Source organism: Streptomyces sp. NPDC041191 (assembly GCF_055591945.1).
The window spans coordinates 5117-22103 of sequence record NZ_JBVIZC010000002.1 but is presented as its reverse complement, the minus strand read 5'-3'; the positions used below and the strand labels follow the sequence as shown (position 1 = coordinate 22103).

The following is a 16987-nucleotide window of genomic DNA, read 5'->3' as shown; positions in this document are numbered from 1 at the left end:
GATCATGAACACCCGTCTGCGCACCCTCGGCACCAAGACCGCCGGTCCTGGTCACCCCGTCTACGTCTGCGGCGAGATCGGCATCAACCACAACGGCGACCTCGACAACGCCTTCAGGCTGATCGACGTGGCCGCCGAGGCCGGCTGCGACGCCGTCAAGTTCCAGAAGCGCACCCCGGAGATCTGCACCCCGCGCGACCAGTGGGACATCGAGCGGGACACCCCCTGGGGCCGCATGACCTACATCGACTACCGCCACCGCGTGGAGTTCGGCGAGGACGAGTACCGCGCCATCGACGCGCACTGCAGGGAGCGCGGCATCGACTGGTTCGCCTCCCCCTGGGACACCGAGGCCGTCGCCTTCCTGGAGAAGTTCGACGTCCCCGCCCACAAGGTCGCCTCCGCCTCCCTCACCGACGACGAGCTGCTGCGCGAGCTGCGCGCCACCGGCCGCACGGTCATCCTCTCCACCGGCATGTCCACCCCGAAGCAGATCCGGCACGCCGTCGAGGTCCTCGGCAGCGACAACATCCTGCTCTGCCACGCCACCTCGACCTACCCGGCCAGGGCCGAGGAGCTGAACCTGCGCGTCATCCAGACGCTCCGGGAGGAGTACCCGAACGTCCCGATCGGCTACTCCGGCCACGAGACCGGCCTCCAGACCACGCTGGCCGCCGTCGCCCTCGGCGCCGCCTTCGTCGAGCGCCACATCACCCTCGACCGCGCCATGTGGGGCTCCGACCAGGCCGCCTCCGTCGAGCCCCAGGGCCTGACGCGCCTGGTCCGCGACATCCGCACCATCGAGACGGCCCTCGGAGACGGCGTCAAGAAGGTCTACGAGTCCGAGCTCGGCCCGATGAAGAAGCTCCGCCGGGTCCAGGACACCGTCGCCGCATGACCGGGCAGCTGGCGTTCGTCGAGAGCCCGGTCCAGCTTCTGAACGTCCTGGAGTGGGCGCACACGCGGAGCCCCGGGGGCCGCGCGGCCCCCTCGACCGGGGGACCGGCGGACGCCGCTTCCCCCCTCACGGTCGTCGTCCTCTCGCCGACCGACCCCATGTCGCGGGGCCAGCTGCGCCGGATGGCCCGGCTGGCCCGCGACGAGGGCCTCGCCGTCCACTGGCAGGAGGCCCGCGGCGGCCGGGGCGCCCTCGTCCGCACCCTGCGGCGGCTGGCCGGGCCGCTGCGCTCGGCGGAGCGGGTGATCATCGGGGACCCGTTCTCCCGGTACGTCCAGCTCCTCCTGACGCTCTTCGCCCCCCGGCACCTGACCGTGGTCGACGACGGCACCGCGACCATGGAGTTCGCCGCCCGGCTCGGCAGCGGCGAGCGCCTGGTCCGCTGGCACCGCGCCGGCGGCCTCGGCCCGCGCGAGCTGGTGCTCGCCCCCGTGACGGCGCTCGCCCGGCGGCGGCTCGCCCCGGCCGGGAACCGCACCGTCGAGGTCTTCACCTCGCTGCCCGTGGAGGCCCCGGAGGGCGTCGCGGTCACCGGGAACGGTTACGCCTGGACCCGGTCCCGCTTCGGCCCGCCGCTGCTGACCGGCGGCGCGGACCTGGTGGGCACCTCGCTGGTGGAGACGGGCGTGGTCGACGCCGACCACTACGTCCGCGTGGTCGGCGGGCTCGCCCGCGCCCACGGCGCCACCCGCTACTTCGCCCACCGCAGGGAGGGCGCCGGGAAACTGCACCGGATCGCGGTGGAGACGGGGCTCCAGGTGGTCCGGCCCGAACTCCCCCTCGAACTGGTCGCCCGGCGGGGCCCGGTCGGCCGGACGATCGTCAGCTTCCCCTCCACCGTCGTGCACACCCTGCCCCTCGCCCTGGCCGGGACGGGCGTGAGGGTCGCCGTCTGCGAGGTCGCGCCCGCGTGGCTGCGGGCGACCGCGTCACCGCGCGCCCAGGGCTTCCTCTCCGGCGTGACGGGCACGGCGGCCCGCGAGGTGGACCGGCTCGAATACGGATGAGCGGCCGACCCGGACCGGGGCGGACGGCGGGAGGCACCCGAGGACCGACGGGGCCGAGGCGCACCGGCTGGAACCAGCGGAAGCCGCTCTGAAAACGGGTGAGCTTACCCACAAGGAGGACCCCTCAAGCCCCGGAAACAAGGGATCTTTCCCCTAACGGGTTGAACTTTTCGTGATCAACGGGCAGTTGACCACCCCGAAGGCATACCCTTCAAAAGGTGAACCAGCCCAAGTCCCGTGAGCCAGGCTCCGCCACCCTGCCCGGAAAGCTGTCCGCCTCCCTGCGCGCCGAACTGATCGCGTTCCGCAGAGACCTGCACATGCACCCCGAGCTGGGAAAGCAGGAGTTCCGTACGACCGCCGCGCTCAAGGCCCGCCTGGAGGCGGCCGGACTCGCGCCGCAGGTCCTTCCGGCCGGGACGGGACTCGTCTGCGACATCGGCACCCCGGACCCCGCCCGTCCCGTGCTGGCCCTCCGTGCCGACCTGGACGCGCTCCCCATCCCCGACATCAAGACCGTCGCCTACCGCTCCACCGTGGCCAACCGCGCCCACGCCTGCGGACACGACGTCCACACCACCACCGTCCTCGGTGCCGGTCTCGTCCTCGCCGACCTCGACCGGCAGGGGCTCCTCCCGAACGCCGTGCGGCTGATCTTCCAGCCCGCCGAGGAGGTCCTCCCCGGCGGCGCCGCCGACGCGGTCGAGGCGGGCGTCCTGAACGGCGTCGGCCGGATCATCGCCGTCCACTGCGACCCCAAGGTCGACGCGGGGAAGATCGGCCTCCGCGCCGGTCCCATCACCTCCGCCTGCGACCGGCTCGAAGTGACCCTCGACGGCCCCGGCGGCCACACCGCGCGGCCGCACCTCACCACCGACCTGGTCACCGCCGCCGCCCGCGTCGCCACCGACGTCCCGGCCGTCCTGGCCCGCCGCGTCGACGCCCGCTCGGGCCTCTCGGTCACCTGGGGCCGCATCGAGTCCGGCCACGCCCCCAACGTCATCCCGCAGCACGCCGAACTCTCCGGCACCGTCCGCTGCCTCGACCTGCCGGCCTGGCGCGACGCGCCCGACCTGGTGCACGCGGCCATCGACGAGATCGCCTCCCTGCACCGCGCCAAGTCGACCGTCACCTACGTCCGGGGCGTCCCCCCGGTGGTCAACGACACGGACGTCGCCGAACTGCTCCGCGACGCCATGACCGCCCGGCGCGGGCTGCACGCGATCGAGGACACCGAGCAGAGCCTCGGCGGCGAGGACTTCTCCTGGTACCTGGAGCACGTCCCCGGCGCCATGGCGCGCCTCGGCGTCCGCACCCCCGGCGACACCCGGGTCCGCGACCTCCATGCCGGCGACTTCGACGTGGACGAGAGCTGCATCGAGACCGCCGTGGAGCTCTTCACGGCGGCGGCCCTGATCGACGGCCTGCCGCAGCCCTGACCCCCGAACAGCAGGCCGGACGGGCGGGCGGCCCGGACCCACGGGCCGCCGCCCGGCTCCGGCGGGACGGCCCCCGGCCCCGGGCCGCCCCGGTTCCGGCACCGTCCGGACGCCTCCCGTCCGACCGCCTCCCGTCCGACCGCCTCCCACCCGGACGGCTCCCGCCGAGTCCGCCCGCCCGGTTCACCCGTCCGGCCCGGCGCCCGCGTGTCGTGCGCACGCCCCGGTCCCGGCGCCGCCGCCCGCCGGTATAACCGGCGGTACCGGCCCGAACGCCCTCGGTGGCCCGGGACCGACCGGTTCGCGACGATCCGATAACGACTCATGAACGGGTCTTTAACTGACATCTACGCGCGTTACGATCGCCGCGAAACCAGCGCCGGAAGAGGCGCTTTCGGTCAGTCTTGAAGGGACCCTCCTCTTGCGCCGGATCACCAGGATCACGACCGTGGGCATCGCCTCCGCGGCGCTCGCTCTCTCCGCCACCGCGTGTGGCAAGTCCTCGTCGGGCTCCGGCTCCAGCTCCAGCTCGGACACGAAGTCGGTCACCGCCGCCATCGCGTACGACATCGGCGGCCGCGGCGACCAGTCCTTCAACGACGCCGCCTACGCGGGCCTCCAGAAGGCCGAGAAGGAGCTGGGCGTCAAGGGCAAGGAGGCCGAGCCCTCGGCCGGTGAGGGCGACGCCGACAAGGTGCAGCGCCTCACCGCCCTCGCCCGCGGCGGCAACAACCCGGTCATCGGCGTCGGCTTCGCCTACGCCCCGGCCATCGAGAAGGTGGCCAAGGCGTACCCGAAGACCACCTTCGGCATCATCGACGACACCTCGGTGACCGGCCCGAACATCGCCAACCTCGTCTTCAACGAGGAGCAGGGCTCCTACCTGGCCGGCGTCGCCGCCGCCAAGGCGTCCAAGACCGGCATCGTCGGCTTCATCGGCGGCGTCGAGGTCCCGCTGATCAAGAAGTTCGAGGCGGGCTTCGCGCAGGGCGCCAAGGACACCAACCCCAAGGCGAAGGTGCTCGTCCAGTACCTGACCCAGCCGCCGAACTTCGACGGCTTCTCCAAGCCCGACCTCGGCAAGGCCGCCGCGCAGGGCCAGCTCGACAAGGGCGCCGACGTGATCTACGCCGCCGCCGGTCTGGCCGGTTCCGGCTCGATCGAGGCCGCCGCGACCGCGGGCAAGTGGGCCATCGGCGTCGACTCCGACCAGTACAGCCAGGCGGGTCTGGCCAAGTACAAGGACCACATCCTGACCTCGGTCACCAAGGACGTCTCGGACTCCGTCTTCAACCTGATCAAGTCGGTCAAGGACGGCAAGCCGCAGACCGGTGAGGTCCGCTACGGCCTCGCCCAGGACGGTGTCGGCCTGGCCGACTCCAACCCGGCGTACCAGAAGATGACCGACGTCACCGCCGCCGTCGCGAAGGCGAAGAAGGACATCGTCGACGGCAAGATCACGGTCAAGACCGCTCCGTAAGGAACCGCAGGTCAGCGACCGCTGGGCCCGGTCACGGTGGGACCTCCACCGGGGCCGGGCCCCGTTCCCGTACGGATTTTCATTCTCCGGCAGTGCTACGCGTGTAGATGTCTCCTCGGCACGATAGCTTCGCCCCGCCCTGCCCTCCCGCTCCCGCTCCTTCCGGCCAAGGAGAGTGCGTCATCAACGCGTCCAGCCCCCCCGCCGTAGAACTGCACGGCATCACCAAGCGATTCCCCGGCGTCGTCGCCAACAAGGACATCGCCATCACGGTCCGCAAGGGCACCGTGCACGCCCTCATCGGCGAGAACGGTGCCGGCAAGTCGACCCTCATGAAGATCCTCTACGGCATGCAGAAGCCGGACGAGGGCACCATCGCCGTCGACGGCGAGCAGGTCACCTTCTCCAGCCCCGGTGACGCCATCGCGCGCGGCATCGGCATGGTGCACCAGCACTTCATGCTCGCCGACAACCTCACCGTCCTGGAGAACGTCGTCCTCGGCGGCGAGAAGCTCCACGGCATCGGCGCCGGGGCCCGGAAGAAGATCCGGGAGATCTCCGACCAGTACGGCCTCGGGGTCCGCCCGGACGCCCTCGTCGAGGACCTCGGCGTCGCCGACCGGCAGCGCGTGGAGATCCTCAAGGTCCTCTACCGCGGCGCCCGCATCCTCATCCTCGACGAGCCGACCGCCGTGCTCGTCCCGCAGGAGGTCGACGCGCTCTTCGACAACCTGCGGGAGCTCAAGTCCGAGGGCCTGACCGTCATCTTCATCTCGCACAAGCTGGGCGAGGTCCTGAAGGTCGCCGACGACATCACCGTCATCCGCCGGGGTACCACGGTCGGCACCGCCGACCCGAAGACCGCCACCACCAAGCAGCTCGCCGAGCTGATGGTCGGCAGCGAGCTGCCCTCGCCGGAGACCCGCGAGTCGACCGTCACCGACGTGCCGATGCTCCGGGTGGAGGGCCTGACCCTGTCCGAGGCCGGCTCCACCGGTGCCGCTCCGCTGACCAGCGCCGCCCCGCCGGACCCCGCCGGTTCCGCCGCCGTGCACGAGGAGGCCGCGGGGGGCCGCAAGCTCCTCGACGACGTCTCCCTCACCATCCACAAGGGCGAGATCCTCGGCATCGCGGGCGTCGAGGGCAACGGCCAGACCGAGCTGATCGAGGCCCTGATGGGCATGTCCGTCCCCGACGCGGGTGTCATCACCCTCGACGGCACGGACATCACCAGGGTCTCGGTGCGCAAGCGCCGCGAGGGCGGCATCGGCTACATCCCCGAGGACCGGCACCGCCACGGCCTGCTCCTGGAGTCTCCCCTCTGGGAGAACCGCATCCTCGGCCACGTCACCGAGGCCCCCAACTCCCGGCGGGGCGTCCTCGACCCGAAGGCCGCCCGCAAGGACACCGAGCGGATCGTCCGCGAGTACGACGTGCGCACCCCCGGCATCGACGTCACCGCGGCCTCCCTCTCCGGCGGCAACCAGCAGAAGCTGATCGTCGGCCGCGAGATGAGCCACGCCCCCAAGTTCCTGATCGCCGCCCACCCCACCCGCGGCGTGGACGTCGGCGCGCAGGCGCAGATCTGGGACGCGATCCGGGACGCCCGCCGCGAGGGCCTGGCGGTGCTGCTGATCTCCGCCGACCTCGACGAGCTGATCGGCCTCTCCGACACCCTCAAGGTCATGTACCGCGGCAGGCTCGTCGCCGACGCGGACCCCGCCACCATCACGCCCGAGGAGCTGGGCTCCGCCATGACCGGCGCGGCCACCGGACGCCTCGAAGGCACTGAAGAGCACTCCGGAGACGGTGACGCCCGATGATGAAATTCGACAAGGACAAGCTGATCATCGGGGCCGCCGGCCCGGTGCTCGCGCTCGTCTCCGCGTTCGTGCTCACCGTCCTGGTGCTGCTCGCGACGGGCCTGGACCCGATCGAGCCGATCACGCTGATGATCGACAACGCCGCGTACTCCGACATCCAGGTGCTGATCGTCAACCAGGCCGGGATCTACTACCTGGCGGCCCTGGCCGTGGCCATCGGGTTCCGGATGAACCTGTTCAACATCGGCGTCGACGGCCAGTACCGGCTCGCCGCGATGGTGTCGGCCCTGGTCGGCGCCTCGATCGAGCTGCCCGGCCCGCTGCACATCCTGGTGATCGTGCTCGTCGCCATGCTCACCGGCGCCTTCTGGTCCGGCATCGCCGGCGTCCTGAAGACCACCCGGGGCGTCTCCGAGGTCGTCTCGACGATCATGCTGAACGCCATCGCGACCTCCCTGGTCGCCTGGCTGATCCTGCCGAAGAACTTCGGCGTGCAGCCCGCGGGCTCCAACAACCTCACCACCGGAAAGATCGCGGAGTCCGGCTGGTTCCCCGGCATCGACATGGGGGAGGGCAACGGCGTCGTCTACGGCTTCACCTTCGTCGCCCTCGCCCTCGGCGTCGTCTACTGGTTCGTCCTCAACCGCACCCGGTTCGGCTTCGACCTGCGCGCCACCGGCGCCAGCGAGTCCGCCGCCCAGGCCAGCGGCGTCGACGCCAAGAAGATGGTCCTCACCTCGATGCTGCTCTCGGGCGCGCTGGCCGGTCTCTCCGGCATGCCGACGCTGCTCGGCGAGTCCCACACGTACAGCCTCGACTTCCCCACCGGTGTCGGCTTCACCGCCATCACCATCGCCCTGCTCGGCCGCAACCACCCGGTCGGCATCCTGTTCGCGGCCCTGCTCTTCGCGTTCCTCGACAAGGCGTCCTCGACGCTGGACACCGAGGGTTACCCGAAGGAGATCACCCAGATCATGCAGGGCATCATCGTGATCGCCGTGGTCGTCTCCTACGAGCTCGTCCGCCGTTACGGCCTCCGCCGCCAGCAGCAGAAGGTCGGCGAGGAACTCGCCGCCGGCGGCGCCCTCAAGACCGACAAGGAGGTCTCGGCATGAGCACCGCCGCCGCCACCAAGCCGAGCGCCGCGCCCAAGGGCGGCGGGCGCCGCAAGCTCACCCTGCCGTGGATCCTGCTGATCGTCGCGGCCGGACTCGTCCTCTTCTCCCTGGTCCGGGTCGTCTCCGGGGCCGACGACCTCACCTCCGTGGGCCAGGTCTCCGGCGCGCTCCAGCTCGCCGTCCCGATCGGCCTCGCCGGTCTCGGCGGTCTGTGGGCCGAGCGCGCGGGCGTCGTCAACATCGGCCTCGAAGGCATGATGGTGCTCGGCACCTGGTTCGGCGCCTGGGCCGGCTACCAGTGGGGCCCCTGGACGGGCGTCCTGCTCGGCCTCGTCGGCGGCGCGCTCGGCGGTCTGCTCCACGCGGTCATCACCGTCACGTTCAACGTGAACCACATCGTCTCCGGCGTGGCGATCAACATCCTCGCGGTCGGCTTCACCCAGTACCTGTCGAACTTCACGTTCGCCGAGGCCGAGGGCGGCTCCTCCAAGCAGTCGCCGCGCGTCGAGGAGATCACCAAGATCACGGTACCGGGGCTGTCGGACTGGCTCCAGGACCTCCAGGCCAAGCACTGGTTCCTGGTCTCCGACCTCGCCGGCATCCTCGGCGGCCTGGTCACCAACCTGTCGCTGCTCACCGTCGTCGCGATCCTGCTGATCCCGGCCACCTGGTGGGTGCTGTGGCGCACGGCCTTCGGCCTGCGGCTGCGCTCCTGCGGCGAGAACCCGGTCGCCGCCGAGTCCCTGGGCGTCAACGTCTACAAGTACAAGTACATCGCCGTCACCGTCTCCGGCGCCCTCGCCGGCCTCGGCGGCGCCTTCCTCGCGATCGTCGCCACCGGCATCTACCAGGAGGGCCAGACCGGCGGCCGCGGCTACATCGGTCTCGCCGCGATGATCTTCGGCAACTGGATGCCCGGCGGCATGGCGCTCGGCGCGGGCCTCTTCGGCTTCACCGACAGCCTCAAGCTGCGCGGCGGCGCCGAGAACGTCCACGCGCTGCTGCTCCTGGTCGCGGTCCTCCTGGTGATCGCCGCCCTGTGGCAGCTCTACAAGAAGAAGTACGTGGCCGCGGTGGTCTCCGCCGTCTTCTCCGCCGGGTTCTTCCTCTGGTACGGGCTGACCGACGAGGTCCCGAGCCAGTTCGTCGACGCCGCCCCGTACATCACCACCCTGCTCGTGCTCGCCCTGTCGGCGCAGCGCCTGCGGATGCCGAAGGCGGACGGCCTTCCGTACCGGAAGGGGCAGGGCAAGTGAGCGCGGACCCCTCCGGCACCGGTCTTCCCGAGTCCGGCTGGGAGGCCCTGCGGGTCGCGGCGCGCGAGGCGATGTCCCACGCGTACGCCCCCTACTCGGACTATCCGGTCGGCGCGGCGGCCCTCGTGGACGACGGGCGGACGGTCTCCGGCTGCAACGTGGAGAACGCCTCCTTCGGCATCGGCCTGTGCGCCGAGTGCGGGCTCGTCTCGCAGCTCCGGGCGACCGGCGGCGGCCGGCTGACCCACTTCGTCTGCGTGGACGGCCGGGGCGAGTCCCTGGTCCCGTGCGGCCGCTGCCGGCAGCTCTTGTACGAGTTCGGCGGGCCCGAGCTGGTCCTGGAGACCCCGGCCGGGTTCCTGACCCTGGCCGAGATGCTCCCGCAGGCGTTCGGCCCGGACCACCTCAGCACGTAGCACTTCGGAGCGGCCCTTCCGGCACGATGGGGAGGGCCGCTCCTCCTTTCCCCTTCTATGCGCGTAGAAAGAGGCACCACCCCATGGACGTCATCTCCGTCATCCGCACCAAGCGGGACAAGGGCGAGCTGAGCCCGGAACAGATCGACTGGGTCATCGACGCCTACACCCGCGGCGCGGTCGCCGACGAGCAGATGTCCGCCCTGGCCATGGCGATCCTGCTGAACGGCATGAACCGCGACGAGATCGCCCGCTGGACCGCGGCCATGATCGCCTCCGGCGAGCGCATGGACTTCTCCTCGCTCTCCCGCCCCACCGCCGACAAGCACTCCACCGGCGGCGTCGGCGACAAGATCACCCTCCCGCTCGCCCCGCTCGTCGCCGCCTGCGGCGCGGCCGTGCCGCAGCTCTCCGGCCGGGGCCTCGGCCACACCGGCGGCACCCTCGACAAGCTGGAGTCGATCCCCGGCTGGCGCGCGCTGCTCTCCAACGAGGAGATGCTGCACGTCCTCGACACCACCGGCGCGGTCATCTGCGCGGCGGGCGACGGCCTCGCCCCGGCGGACAAGAAGCTGTACGCGCTCCGCGACGTCACCGGCACGGTCGAGGCGATCCCGCTGATCGCCTCCTCGATCATGTCCAAGAAGATCGCCGAGGGCACCGGCTCGCTCGTCCTGGACGTCAAGGTCGGCACCGGCGCCTTCATGAAGACCATCGAGGACGCCCGCGAGCTGGCCTCCACCATGGTGCGGCTCGGCACCGACAGCGGCGTGAAGACGGTCGCGCTCCTCACCGACATGTCCACCCCGCTCGGCCTGACCGCCGGCAACGCCCTGGAGATCCGCGAGTCGGTCGAGGTCCTCGCGGGCGGCGGCCCGGCGGACGTCGTCGAGCTGACGCTCGCGCTCGCCCGCGAGATGCTCGACGCGGCCGGGATCAAGGACGCCGACCCGGCGAAGGCCCTCGCGGACGGCTCCGCGATGGACGTCTGGCGCCGGATGATCGCGGCCCAGGGCGGCGACCCGGACGCGGCCCTCCCGGTCGCCCGCGAGCAGCACGTCGTGACGGCCCCGTCGTCCGGCGTCCTGACCCGCCTGGACGCGTACGACGTCGGCGTCGCCGCCTGGCGCCTGGGCGCGGGCCGCGCCCGCAAGGAGGACCCGGTGCAGGCGGGCGCGGGCGTCGAGCTGCACGCCAAGCCGGGCGACACGGTCACGGCGGGGCAGCCCCTGATGACCCTGCACACGGACACCCCGGAGAAGTTCGACTACGCCCTGGGCTCCCTGGAGGGCGCCTGGGACATCGCCCCGGCGGGCACGGACTTCACGGCCTCCCCGATCGTCCTGGACCGCATCGCGTAACGGCCTCGGCATGTGCCGATGACACCTTCGGGCGAACGGGACCGGTGGACCCCCACCGGTCCCGTTCGGCATGCTGGGATCGGTGACGACCGACCGAGGAGCACACCATGAGCGCACTCGCTGCCGAGCCCGGGCAGGGCTGGGACGACGTCGTCCGCCTCTGGCACGAGATGGACGGGCCCGAGGGCTGCAAGGTGGAGATCATCGAGGGGATCATCACCGTGGCACCGTCACCCGCCAACCAGCACAACAGCATCGCGGAAGAGATCCAGCGCAGGCTGTACCGGGTGATCCCGGACGACCTGGGCGTCTATCAGACGCAGGCCGTCGCGATCCCCGCACGGGCGGGTATGTACATCCCCGACCTGTTGATCGTGCCCAAGGCGGCACTGCGAGAGTCCGACGGCCACTCCGTCCCGGCCGTGGAGGCGGAACTCGTCGTGGAGATCACCTCGAAGTCGAACGCGAACCACGACCGGATCGCGAAGGCGGCCGGCTACGCGACAGCCGGCGTGCCGCTCTACCTCCTGGTCGACCGCTGGGCGCCGGGCGGGCCGACGGTCACGCTCTACGGGCAGCCCGCGTCCGACGTCTACCGCGTCCTCCGTGCCGTCCCCTTCGGCGAGAAGATCCACCTTCCCGCCCCCTTCGACCTCACCCTCGACACGGGCGAGTTCCCTACCGGCTGACCCCCAACAGCCCCGGCAGCACCCGCATGTCCTCGAAGACCACCGTCCCCGGCCCCGCCAGCCGGTCCGCGCGGGTCAGGCCGCCGCAGTAGCCGAAGGCGCGCATGCCGGCCGCGCGGGCCGCCTCCACTCCGTACGGGCTGTCCTCCACGACGGCGCAGCGTTCCGGCCGGGCCCCCATGACGGCGGCGGCGTGCAGGAAGAGGTCCGGGGCGGGCTTGCCCCGGGCCACGTCACGGGCGCTGAAGATCCGGCCCTCGAAGCGCTCCAGGAGCCCGGTGCGGCCGAGGTTGCGCCGAATGTCGGAGTGGCTGCCGTTGGAGGCCAGGCAGTACGGGACGGACAACGTGTCCAGCACGCCGGCGACGCCCTCGACGGCGGTCAGCTCCGCGTCCAGGGCGTCCTCGTACCGTTGCCGGAAGGGCTCGTGCCAGCCGGGCTCCAGGGGGCGACCGATCCGCTCCTCCAGGATCGCCGTCAGCACCTCGTGGGAGGAGCCCACGAACCGCTCGACGATCTCCGCCTCGGTGAACTCCGCCCCGAGACCGGAGAACACCTCCCGGTCCACTCGGCAGTAGATCCGCTCGCTGTCCACCAGGACGCCGTCACAGTCGAAGATCACCAGTTCGACAGGGTCGAGATTCATGATCGACAGCGTACGCAGGGTCCCTCCGGTGCTTCCCCGCCCCTCCTTGCCCGGTCACACCGGGCGGCTCCTCGCCGTGCCCCCGATGGCCTCCGCGCGCGGCTCACCGCCGCACCGCCCGCCGCCGATCGCTCCCCGGACGGCACGTGGGTCACGGGGAGGGCCCGGGCCCGGACTCCGTCGGGCCCGGCCCGTACGGCGGCCCGTTACCGCTGTTCCGCCGGCTGCGCGCGTTGGCCTCGGCGACGAGGGCGCTCAGCAGCTCCGCGCCGGTGAGGCGATGCAGATCCGCCGGTACGACCTCCCACGCGGGGCCGCCGCAGAGGGGGCGGAGCCGGAGGTACGCGCCCCCGGCCCCCGTGACGCGGCCCACGACGTTGCGGGCGGTGTCGAGGACGACCGCGCCGACGCGGGGGACGCCGTCGCCTTCGCGGGTCACCGCGCGAGCCCGTTCGTGATCACGGCGGCGAGCGCGTGGGCGACGGGCGCGGAGCAGACGCCGAGGTGGACGAGGGCGTAACGGGCGTCCTCCTCGCGCTCGTCCGGCCACGGGGTGCGGACGTCCAGGGCGGGGAGCTGGACGCCGGCCCGGGAGAGCGCGGCGGCGAGGGCGTCCCGCGCGTCCAGGGCCTCCCGGATCTTGGGCGTGGTGGTGGTCGGCTGGTGCGGGGCGGGTGTCATGGGGCTCACTCCTCGTGGGTCGGTTCGGTCGTTTCCCGGACCCGATGACATGCGGTGGATTACGCTGCGTAGCCCAGGTGTGACGAGGATGTGCTTGGAGGTGGGCGGGCCGGCTGTGGACGGGGGTGTGCTTCCCCGCCGTGCTGCACCGGTTCCACACCTTCCACAGCCCGTCGTACGGTCCACCCGCGCGAGCGACCCGGAGGGAAGAGCGTTATGCCGCAGCGACGAGTGGTCAGCGGCCGCAGCCAGGAGCCGCGCCAGCGGTTCGCCGAGGAGCTGCGGATACTCCGGACCGGTCGCAAGCTGAGCCTGCGGCAGCTCGGGGAACGGGTGGGCTGGGACTGGTCCCTGTTCGGGAAGATGGAGAAGGGCGAGACGCTGGGCAGCCCGGACGTGGTCCGGGCCCTGGACACGTTCTACGGGACGCCGGAGCTGCTGCTCGCCCTGTGGGAACTGGCGGCGGGGGACAAGTCGCAGTTCAAGGAGCGCTACCGGCGGTACATCACGCTGGAGTCCGAGGCGGTGAGCCTGTGGCACTTCGCGGTGAGCGTGATGCCGGGCTTGTTGCAGACGCCGGAGTACGCGCGGGAACTGCTGGCGGCGGGCGGATACAAGGGCAAGGAGCTGGACCAGCAGGTCGAAGCCCGAATGGGTCGGAAGGTATTGCTGGAGGGGGAGGACGCACCGCCGTTCCGGACGATCCTGTCGGAGGCAGTCCTGCGGACACCGCTGAGGGACGCGGGGGAGTGGCGCACGCAGCTCGAATACCTGCTGGAGGTGGCGGAGCGCCCGGACGTGACGTTGCAGATCCTCCCTCTGCGCGCTGGTGTGCACGGCCTGAACAGCACGGACGTGTGGTTCCTGCGATTGCAGAGCGGGCGCACCGTCGCGTACACGGAAAACGCTCGTCATGGCGAGCTGATCGAAGAGAGCACGTCGGTCGAGCCCTTGCAGCGTGCGTACGATGTGATGCGCGACCGGGCGCTTTCTCCGGCTGAGTCGCAGAAGTTCATCCTGGCCTTGTTGGAGGAAGTACCGTGCGACGACGCATCGACCTGAGCGCCGCTTCTTGGCGCAAGAGTTCCTACAGCAACTCCGACGGTGGTGCATGTGTCGAAGTCTCCGACGACTTCGCCCCCGTCGTCCCGGTGCGGGACAGCAAGGCTCCGCGCGGCCCGGTCCTCGTGTTCCCGGCGGGCGGCTGGTCCTCCTTCGTCGCGGCGGTCAAGGGCGGGTGCCTGAACGGCTGAGTGTGTGGCGACGGCCCCGCGGACCTTCCGGTTCGCGGGGCCGTCGGCGTATCCGGGTCTGCTGCTGCCGCAGGATGCGGGGTTGTGCGGGTCGTGGTTCCTGCGACTGCCGGGTGGGCGCACCGTGGCGTACACGGAGCACGGATACGGAGGCGAACTGTTCGAGTGCAGCGCGGTGGTGGAGCACATGCGGCGTGCGTACGATGCGATGCGTGACGTGACTCTTTCCCTTGCCGAGTCGCGGAAGTTCGTCCTGCGTATGTTGGAGGAGCTGTTGTGCGATTCATCGACCTGAGCGCTGCGAGCTGGCGCAAGAGCAGTTACAGCAACCAGGACGGCGGCGCGTGTGTCGAGGTCTCCGACGACTTCACCTCTCTTGTCCCGGTGCGGGACAGCAAGGCTCCGCGCGGTCCGGTCCTCGTGTTCCCGATGGGTGGCTGGTCCTCCTTTGTCACGGCAGTCAAGGGCGGGCGGCTGAACCGCTGAGCGTGTGGTGACGGCACGGCGCTGTGAACCTTCAGAGCACGAGGATCGAGCGCATGCGGCGTGCCTACGATGTGGTGCGCGACATGGCCCTGTCCCCTGCTGAGTCGCGGAAGTTCATCCTGCGCATGTTGGAGGAAGTGCCGTGCGAGCCGTTGACCTGAATGCCGTGACTTGGCGCAAGAGCAGTTACAGCAACCCGGACGGTGGCGCGTGCGTCGAGGTCTCCGACGACTTCACCTCGCTTGTCCCGGTGCGGGACAGCAAGGCTCCGCACGGTCCGGTCCTCGTGTTCCCGGAGGGCGGCTGGTCCTCCTTCGTCGCGGCGGTCAAGGGCGGGCGCCTGAACGGCTGAGAGCGTGTCGACGGCCCCGCGAACCGGAAGGTTCGCGGGGCCGTCGTCGTCGGGCCGTGCCGCCCCGCTCCACCCGCCGGCCGCCCCGACCGGAGGCGTCTCCGATGAGTTTCCGCCCCCGGGCCGGTCACATCGGGCGTGGACACCAGCCAGCCGGGCGCCGGCGAACCGGACACCGGCCGCCCCCTCGTCGTGACCCTGACCGCCCGGCCCGGGCGGGAGGAGGTCGCCCGCCTCTGCGCGCGGCTCGCCGCCGCCCCGCCCGCCGGGGTGGTCTGCGAGGCCGGCGCGCTCGTACGGGCCGACCTCGCCGCCGTCGACGCCCTCGCCCGGCTCGGGCTCGCGGCGGCCCGGCACGGCCACCGCATCCGCTTTCGCGGAGTGGGGCCCGACCTGCGGGCCCTGCTCCGGCTCGCCGGGCTGGAGGAGACGCTAGGCCCCTAGCCGCTCCGGCAGCTCGAAGAGCGGGAACCAGCGCGGGGTGTCCAGGAAGAAGTCCATCCCGGCCACCTTGCCGTCCCGCAGCTCCAGGACGATCAGCGCCCACGGGCTGTAACCGCCCTCCGGGTCCGGGTGGTAGTGCGCGAAGGCCGGGGAGCCGTTGGCCACCGTCGGGACCAGCTTCGAGCCGCGGCACACGTCGCCGACGCCCAGCATCCAGCCCACGATGTCGTCGTGGCCCCGGAGCCACAGGTCGTACGGCGGCATGGTCATCGTCGCGTCCTCGTGGAGGAGCGCGGTCAGCGCCTTCATGTCGTAGCCCTCGAAGGCGGCCACGTACCGCTCCAGGAGCGCCTTCTGCTCCTCGTCCAGCGGGTCCGCCGCGTCCGAGGCGGCCGGCGCCCGCTCGGCCAGGGTCGCGCGGGCCCGCTGGAGCGCGCTGTTGACCGAGGCGACGGAGGTGTCGAGGAGTTCCGCGACCTCGCTCGCCCGCCAGGCCAGCACCTCGCGCAGGATGAGGACCGCCCGCTGTTTGGGCGGCAGGTGCTGGAGCGCGGCCACGAACGCGAGCCGCACGGTCTCCCGGGCGACGGCCGCCTCCGCCGGGTCCGCCACCGAGGGCAGCACCCGCCCGTCCGGCACCGGCTCCAGCCAGGTGATCTCGGGCTGCTTCACGAGCTGTGCCCGCGCCACCGGCGTCGGGCCGGTCAGGTCCATCGGCCGCGCCCGCCGGTTGCCCGCGTTCAGCGCGTCCAGGCAGACGTTGGTGGCGATCCGGTACAGCCAGGACCGCAGCGAGGAGCGGCCCTCGAAGGAGTCGACGGCCTTCCAGGCGCGGACCATGGTGTCCTGCACCGCGTCCTCCGCCTCGAAGGACGAGCCGAGCATCCGGTAGCAGTAACCGGTCAGTTCACGGCGGTACTTGTCGAGTTCCTCGGTCGTCACGACCGCGGCGTCGTTCATCGGGTCACACCCCACTCACCCCTCACCGGCACCCGTCCGGTGCCGGTGAGAGGGAAGTTACCGGGTCCGGCGCTCCGGCCGCACGGGTTCACCGGGGTAATCCGGCCGGAACGGGCCCGGGAGTCCGGGTAGCCTCGCCCCGTGACGGATCAGGAGCAGTACGTCCGGTACCGGGAGGACTCCAAGGTGCTGGCGGCCATCGGGAAACATGTCGACGCCCAGGTCGGCCGCGTCACGGTGCGCCTGCCCGGGGCCGTGGCCGAGGCCGCGGTGGCCGCCTGGGAGCGTGACGAGTCGGACGACGTCGACGAGGAGACCCATGAGCAGTACGAGCTGCGGAGCCGGGCCGGTGACCTGGCGCTGATCGGCCTGGCGATCTCGGAGCGCGGGCGCCGGGAGGGCGAGGAGGTCGTCGTCGACCTGCACGTCCACTCCGCGGGGGCGGCCTGGCTGGCGTCGCAGTAGTCGGGCCGGGGCGGCCACCGGCCTGCCGCCCCGGCGGTGCCGGCCCGGGGGGGGGGGGGGGTCTTCCTCCGGGGAGAGGGGGGGGGGGGGCGTCCGGGGCGCGGTCCCCGTTTTTTTCCTGCGCCGAAAAAATCCTTCCCCCTTTTTCCCCAG

At 71.6% G+C, this 16987-nt stretch carries 20 protein-coding genes and 2 pseudogenes; 18 read left to right on the top strand and 4 right to left on the bottom strand.

The features are described 5' to 3' along the window. Positions 1-4: 4 nt before the first annotated feature. The 10 genes from ACZ6AQ_RS03210 (at position 5) to ACZ6AQ_RS03165 (ending at position 11547) form a co-directional block, all read left to right on the top strand. Positions 5-898: an N-acetylneuraminate synthase family protein gene (locus tag ACZ6AQ_RS03210; RefSeq protein ID WP_468757114.1), complete on the top strand. Its 894-nt coding sequence runs from the start codon at positions 5-7 to the stop codon at positions 896-898. Then, positions 895-1965, top strand: coding sequence for a hypothetical protein (locus ACZ6AQ_RS03205; RefSeq protein WP_468757113.1), 1071 nt, complete (start codon positions 895-897; stop codon positions 1963-1965). The genes ACZ6AQ_RS03210 and ACZ6AQ_RS03205 overlap by 4 nt, the downstream gene beginning before the upstream one ends. A gap of 218 nt (positions 1966-2183) precedes the next feature. Next, the gene (locus ACZ6AQ_RS03200) at positions 2184-3404 is read left to right on the top strand and encodes an amidohydrolase (RefSeq protein WP_468757112.1); all 1221 of its coding nucleotides are present in this window, start codon (positions 2184-2186) and stop codon (positions 3402-3404) included. Between the two features lie 421 nt (positions 3405-3825). Then, the gene (locus ACZ6AQ_RS03195; RefSeq protein ID WP_468757111.1) at positions 3826-4884 is read left to right on the top strand and encodes a BMP family lipoprotein; all 1059 of its coding nucleotides are present in this window, start codon (positions 3826-3828) and stop codon (positions 4882-4884) included. A 107-nt stretch (positions 4885-4991) separates the two neighbouring features. After that, on the top strand, positions 4992-6707 hold the full coding sequence (locus tag ACZ6AQ_RS03190; protein ID WP_468757110.1) for an ABC transporter ATP-binding protein: 1716 nt from the start codon (positions 4992-4994) through the stop codon (positions 6705-6707). Then, positions 6704-7822, top strand: a complete 1119-nt coding sequence (locus ACZ6AQ_RS03185) for an ABC transporter permease (protein ID WP_468757109.1) — start codon at positions 6704-6706, stop codon at positions 7820-7822. The genes ACZ6AQ_RS03190 and ACZ6AQ_RS03185 overlap by 4 nt, the downstream gene beginning before the upstream one ends. Continuing rightward, positions 7819-9081: an ABC transporter permease gene (locus tag ACZ6AQ_RS03180; RefSeq protein ID WP_468757108.1), complete on the top strand. Its 1263-nt coding sequence runs from the start codon at positions 7819-7821 to the stop codon at positions 9079-9081. Before ACZ6AQ_RS03185 ends, ACZ6AQ_RS03180 begins: the two co-directional genes overlap by 4 nt. Next, a complete protein-coding gene (locus tag ACZ6AQ_RS03175; RefSeq protein WP_468757107.1) occupies positions 9078-9497 on the top strand; it encodes a cytidine deaminase in 420 nt (139 codons plus the stop codon). Before ACZ6AQ_RS03180 ends, ACZ6AQ_RS03175 begins: the two co-directional genes overlap by 4 nt. A gap of 83 nt (positions 9498-9580) precedes the next feature. Further along, positions 9581-10858 carry a thymidine phosphorylase gene (locus tag ACZ6AQ_RS03170; protein ID WP_468757105.1) on the top strand — a complete coding sequence of 426 codons (1278 nt, stop codon included), beginning with the start codon at positions 9581-9583 and terminating at the stop codon, positions 10856-10858. Positions 10859-10965: 107 nt separating this feature from the next. Next, positions 10966-11547: a Uma2 family endonuclease gene (locus ACZ6AQ_RS03165; protein ID WP_468757103.1), complete on the top strand. Its 582-nt coding sequence runs from the start codon at positions 10966-10968 to the stop codon at positions 11545-11547. On the opposite strand, the gene ACZ6AQ_RS03160 is transcribed toward ACZ6AQ_RS03165, so the two are convergent. From ACZ6AQ_RS03160 to ACZ6AQ_RS03150, 3 genes are all read right to left on the bottom strand, one after another. Next, positions 11537-12193 carry an HAD family hydrolase gene (locus ACZ6AQ_RS03160; protein ID WP_468757102.1) on the bottom strand — a complete coding sequence of 219 codons (657 nt, stop codon included), beginning with the start codon at positions 12191-12193 and terminating at the stop codon, positions 11537-11539. The two genes, ACZ6AQ_RS03165 and ACZ6AQ_RS03160, sit on opposite strands and share 11 nt — an antisense overlap. Positions 12194-12344: 151 nt before the next feature. Then, a complete protein-coding gene (locus ACZ6AQ_RS03155; RefSeq protein ID WP_468757100.1) occupies positions 12345-12632 on the bottom strand; it encodes a hypothetical protein in 288 nt (95 codons plus the stop codon). Next, positions 12629-12874: a hypothetical protein gene (locus tag ACZ6AQ_RS03150; protein ID WP_468757098.1), complete on the bottom strand. Its 246-nt coding sequence runs from the start codon at positions 12872-12874 to the stop codon at positions 12629-12631. The genes ACZ6AQ_RS03155 and ACZ6AQ_RS03150 overlap by 4 nt, the downstream gene beginning before the upstream one ends. Positions 12875-13090: 216 nt before the next feature. Between ACZ6AQ_RS03150 and ACZ6AQ_RS03145 the strand changes: the two genes are divergently transcribed. The 7 genes and pseudogenes from ACZ6AQ_RS03145 (at position 13091) to ACZ6AQ_RS03115 (ending at position 15409) form a co-directional block, all read left to right on the top strand. Next, positions 13091-13936 (top strand): helix-turn-helix domain-containing protein, encoded by an 846-nt coding sequence (locus ACZ6AQ_RS03145; protein ID WP_468757096.1) that lies wholly within the window; start codon positions 13091-13093, stop codon positions 13934-13936. After that, positions 13915-14127, top strand: a complete 213-nt coding sequence (locus tag ACZ6AQ_RS03140) for a DUF397 domain-containing protein (RefSeq protein WP_468757094.1) — start codon at positions 13915-13917, stop codon at positions 14125-14127. The genes ACZ6AQ_RS03145 and ACZ6AQ_RS03140 overlap by 22 nt, the downstream gene beginning before the upstream one ends. 61 nt (positions 14128-14188) lie before the next feature. Next, positions 14189-14422: pseudogene (locus ACZ6AQ_RS03135) on the top strand (Scr1 family TA system antitoxin-like transcriptional regulator); the annotation flags it as partial. After that, positions 14404-14613, top strand: coding sequence for a DUF397 domain-containing protein (locus ACZ6AQ_RS03130; RefSeq protein WP_468757093.1), 210 nt, complete (start codon positions 14404-14406; stop codon positions 14611-14613). The pseudogene ACZ6AQ_RS03135 and the gene ACZ6AQ_RS03130, both read left to right, overlap by 19 nt. A gap of 47 nt (positions 14614-14660) precedes the next feature. Then, positions 14661-14774, top strand: a pseudogene (locus tag ACZ6AQ_RS03125) (XRE family transcriptional regulator); the annotation flags it as partial. Continuing rightward, positions 14756-14965 (top strand): DUF397 domain-containing protein, encoded by a 210-nt coding sequence (locus ACZ6AQ_RS03120; protein ID WP_468757091.1) that lies wholly within the window; start codon positions 14756-14758, stop codon positions 14963-14965. The pseudogene ACZ6AQ_RS03125 and the gene ACZ6AQ_RS03120, both read left to right, overlap by 19 nt. 138 nt (positions 14966-15103) lie before the next feature. Then, on the top strand, positions 15104-15409 hold the full coding sequence (locus tag ACZ6AQ_RS03115) for an STAS domain-containing protein (RefSeq protein ID WP_468757090.1): 306 nt from the start codon (positions 15104-15106) through the stop codon (positions 15407-15409). On the opposite strand, the gene ACZ6AQ_RS03110 is transcribed toward ACZ6AQ_RS03115, so the two are convergent. Beyond that, a complete protein-coding gene (locus ACZ6AQ_RS03110) occupies positions 15398-16369 on the bottom strand; it encodes a sigma-70 family RNA polymerase sigma factor (RefSeq protein WP_468757088.1) in 972 nt (323 codons plus the stop codon). The two genes, ACZ6AQ_RS03115 and ACZ6AQ_RS03110, sit on opposite strands and share 12 nt — an antisense overlap. 141 nt (positions 16370-16510) lie before the next feature. Here ACZ6AQ_RS03110 and ACZ6AQ_RS03105 point away from each other — a divergent pair, with 141 nt between their 5' ends. After that, positions 16511-16834 carry a hypothetical protein gene (locus ACZ6AQ_RS03105; RefSeq protein ID WP_468757087.1) on the top strand — a complete coding sequence of 108 codons (324 nt, stop codon included), beginning with the start codon at positions 16511-16513 and terminating at the stop codon, positions 16832-16834. Positions 16835-16987 lie beyond the last annotated feature (153 nt).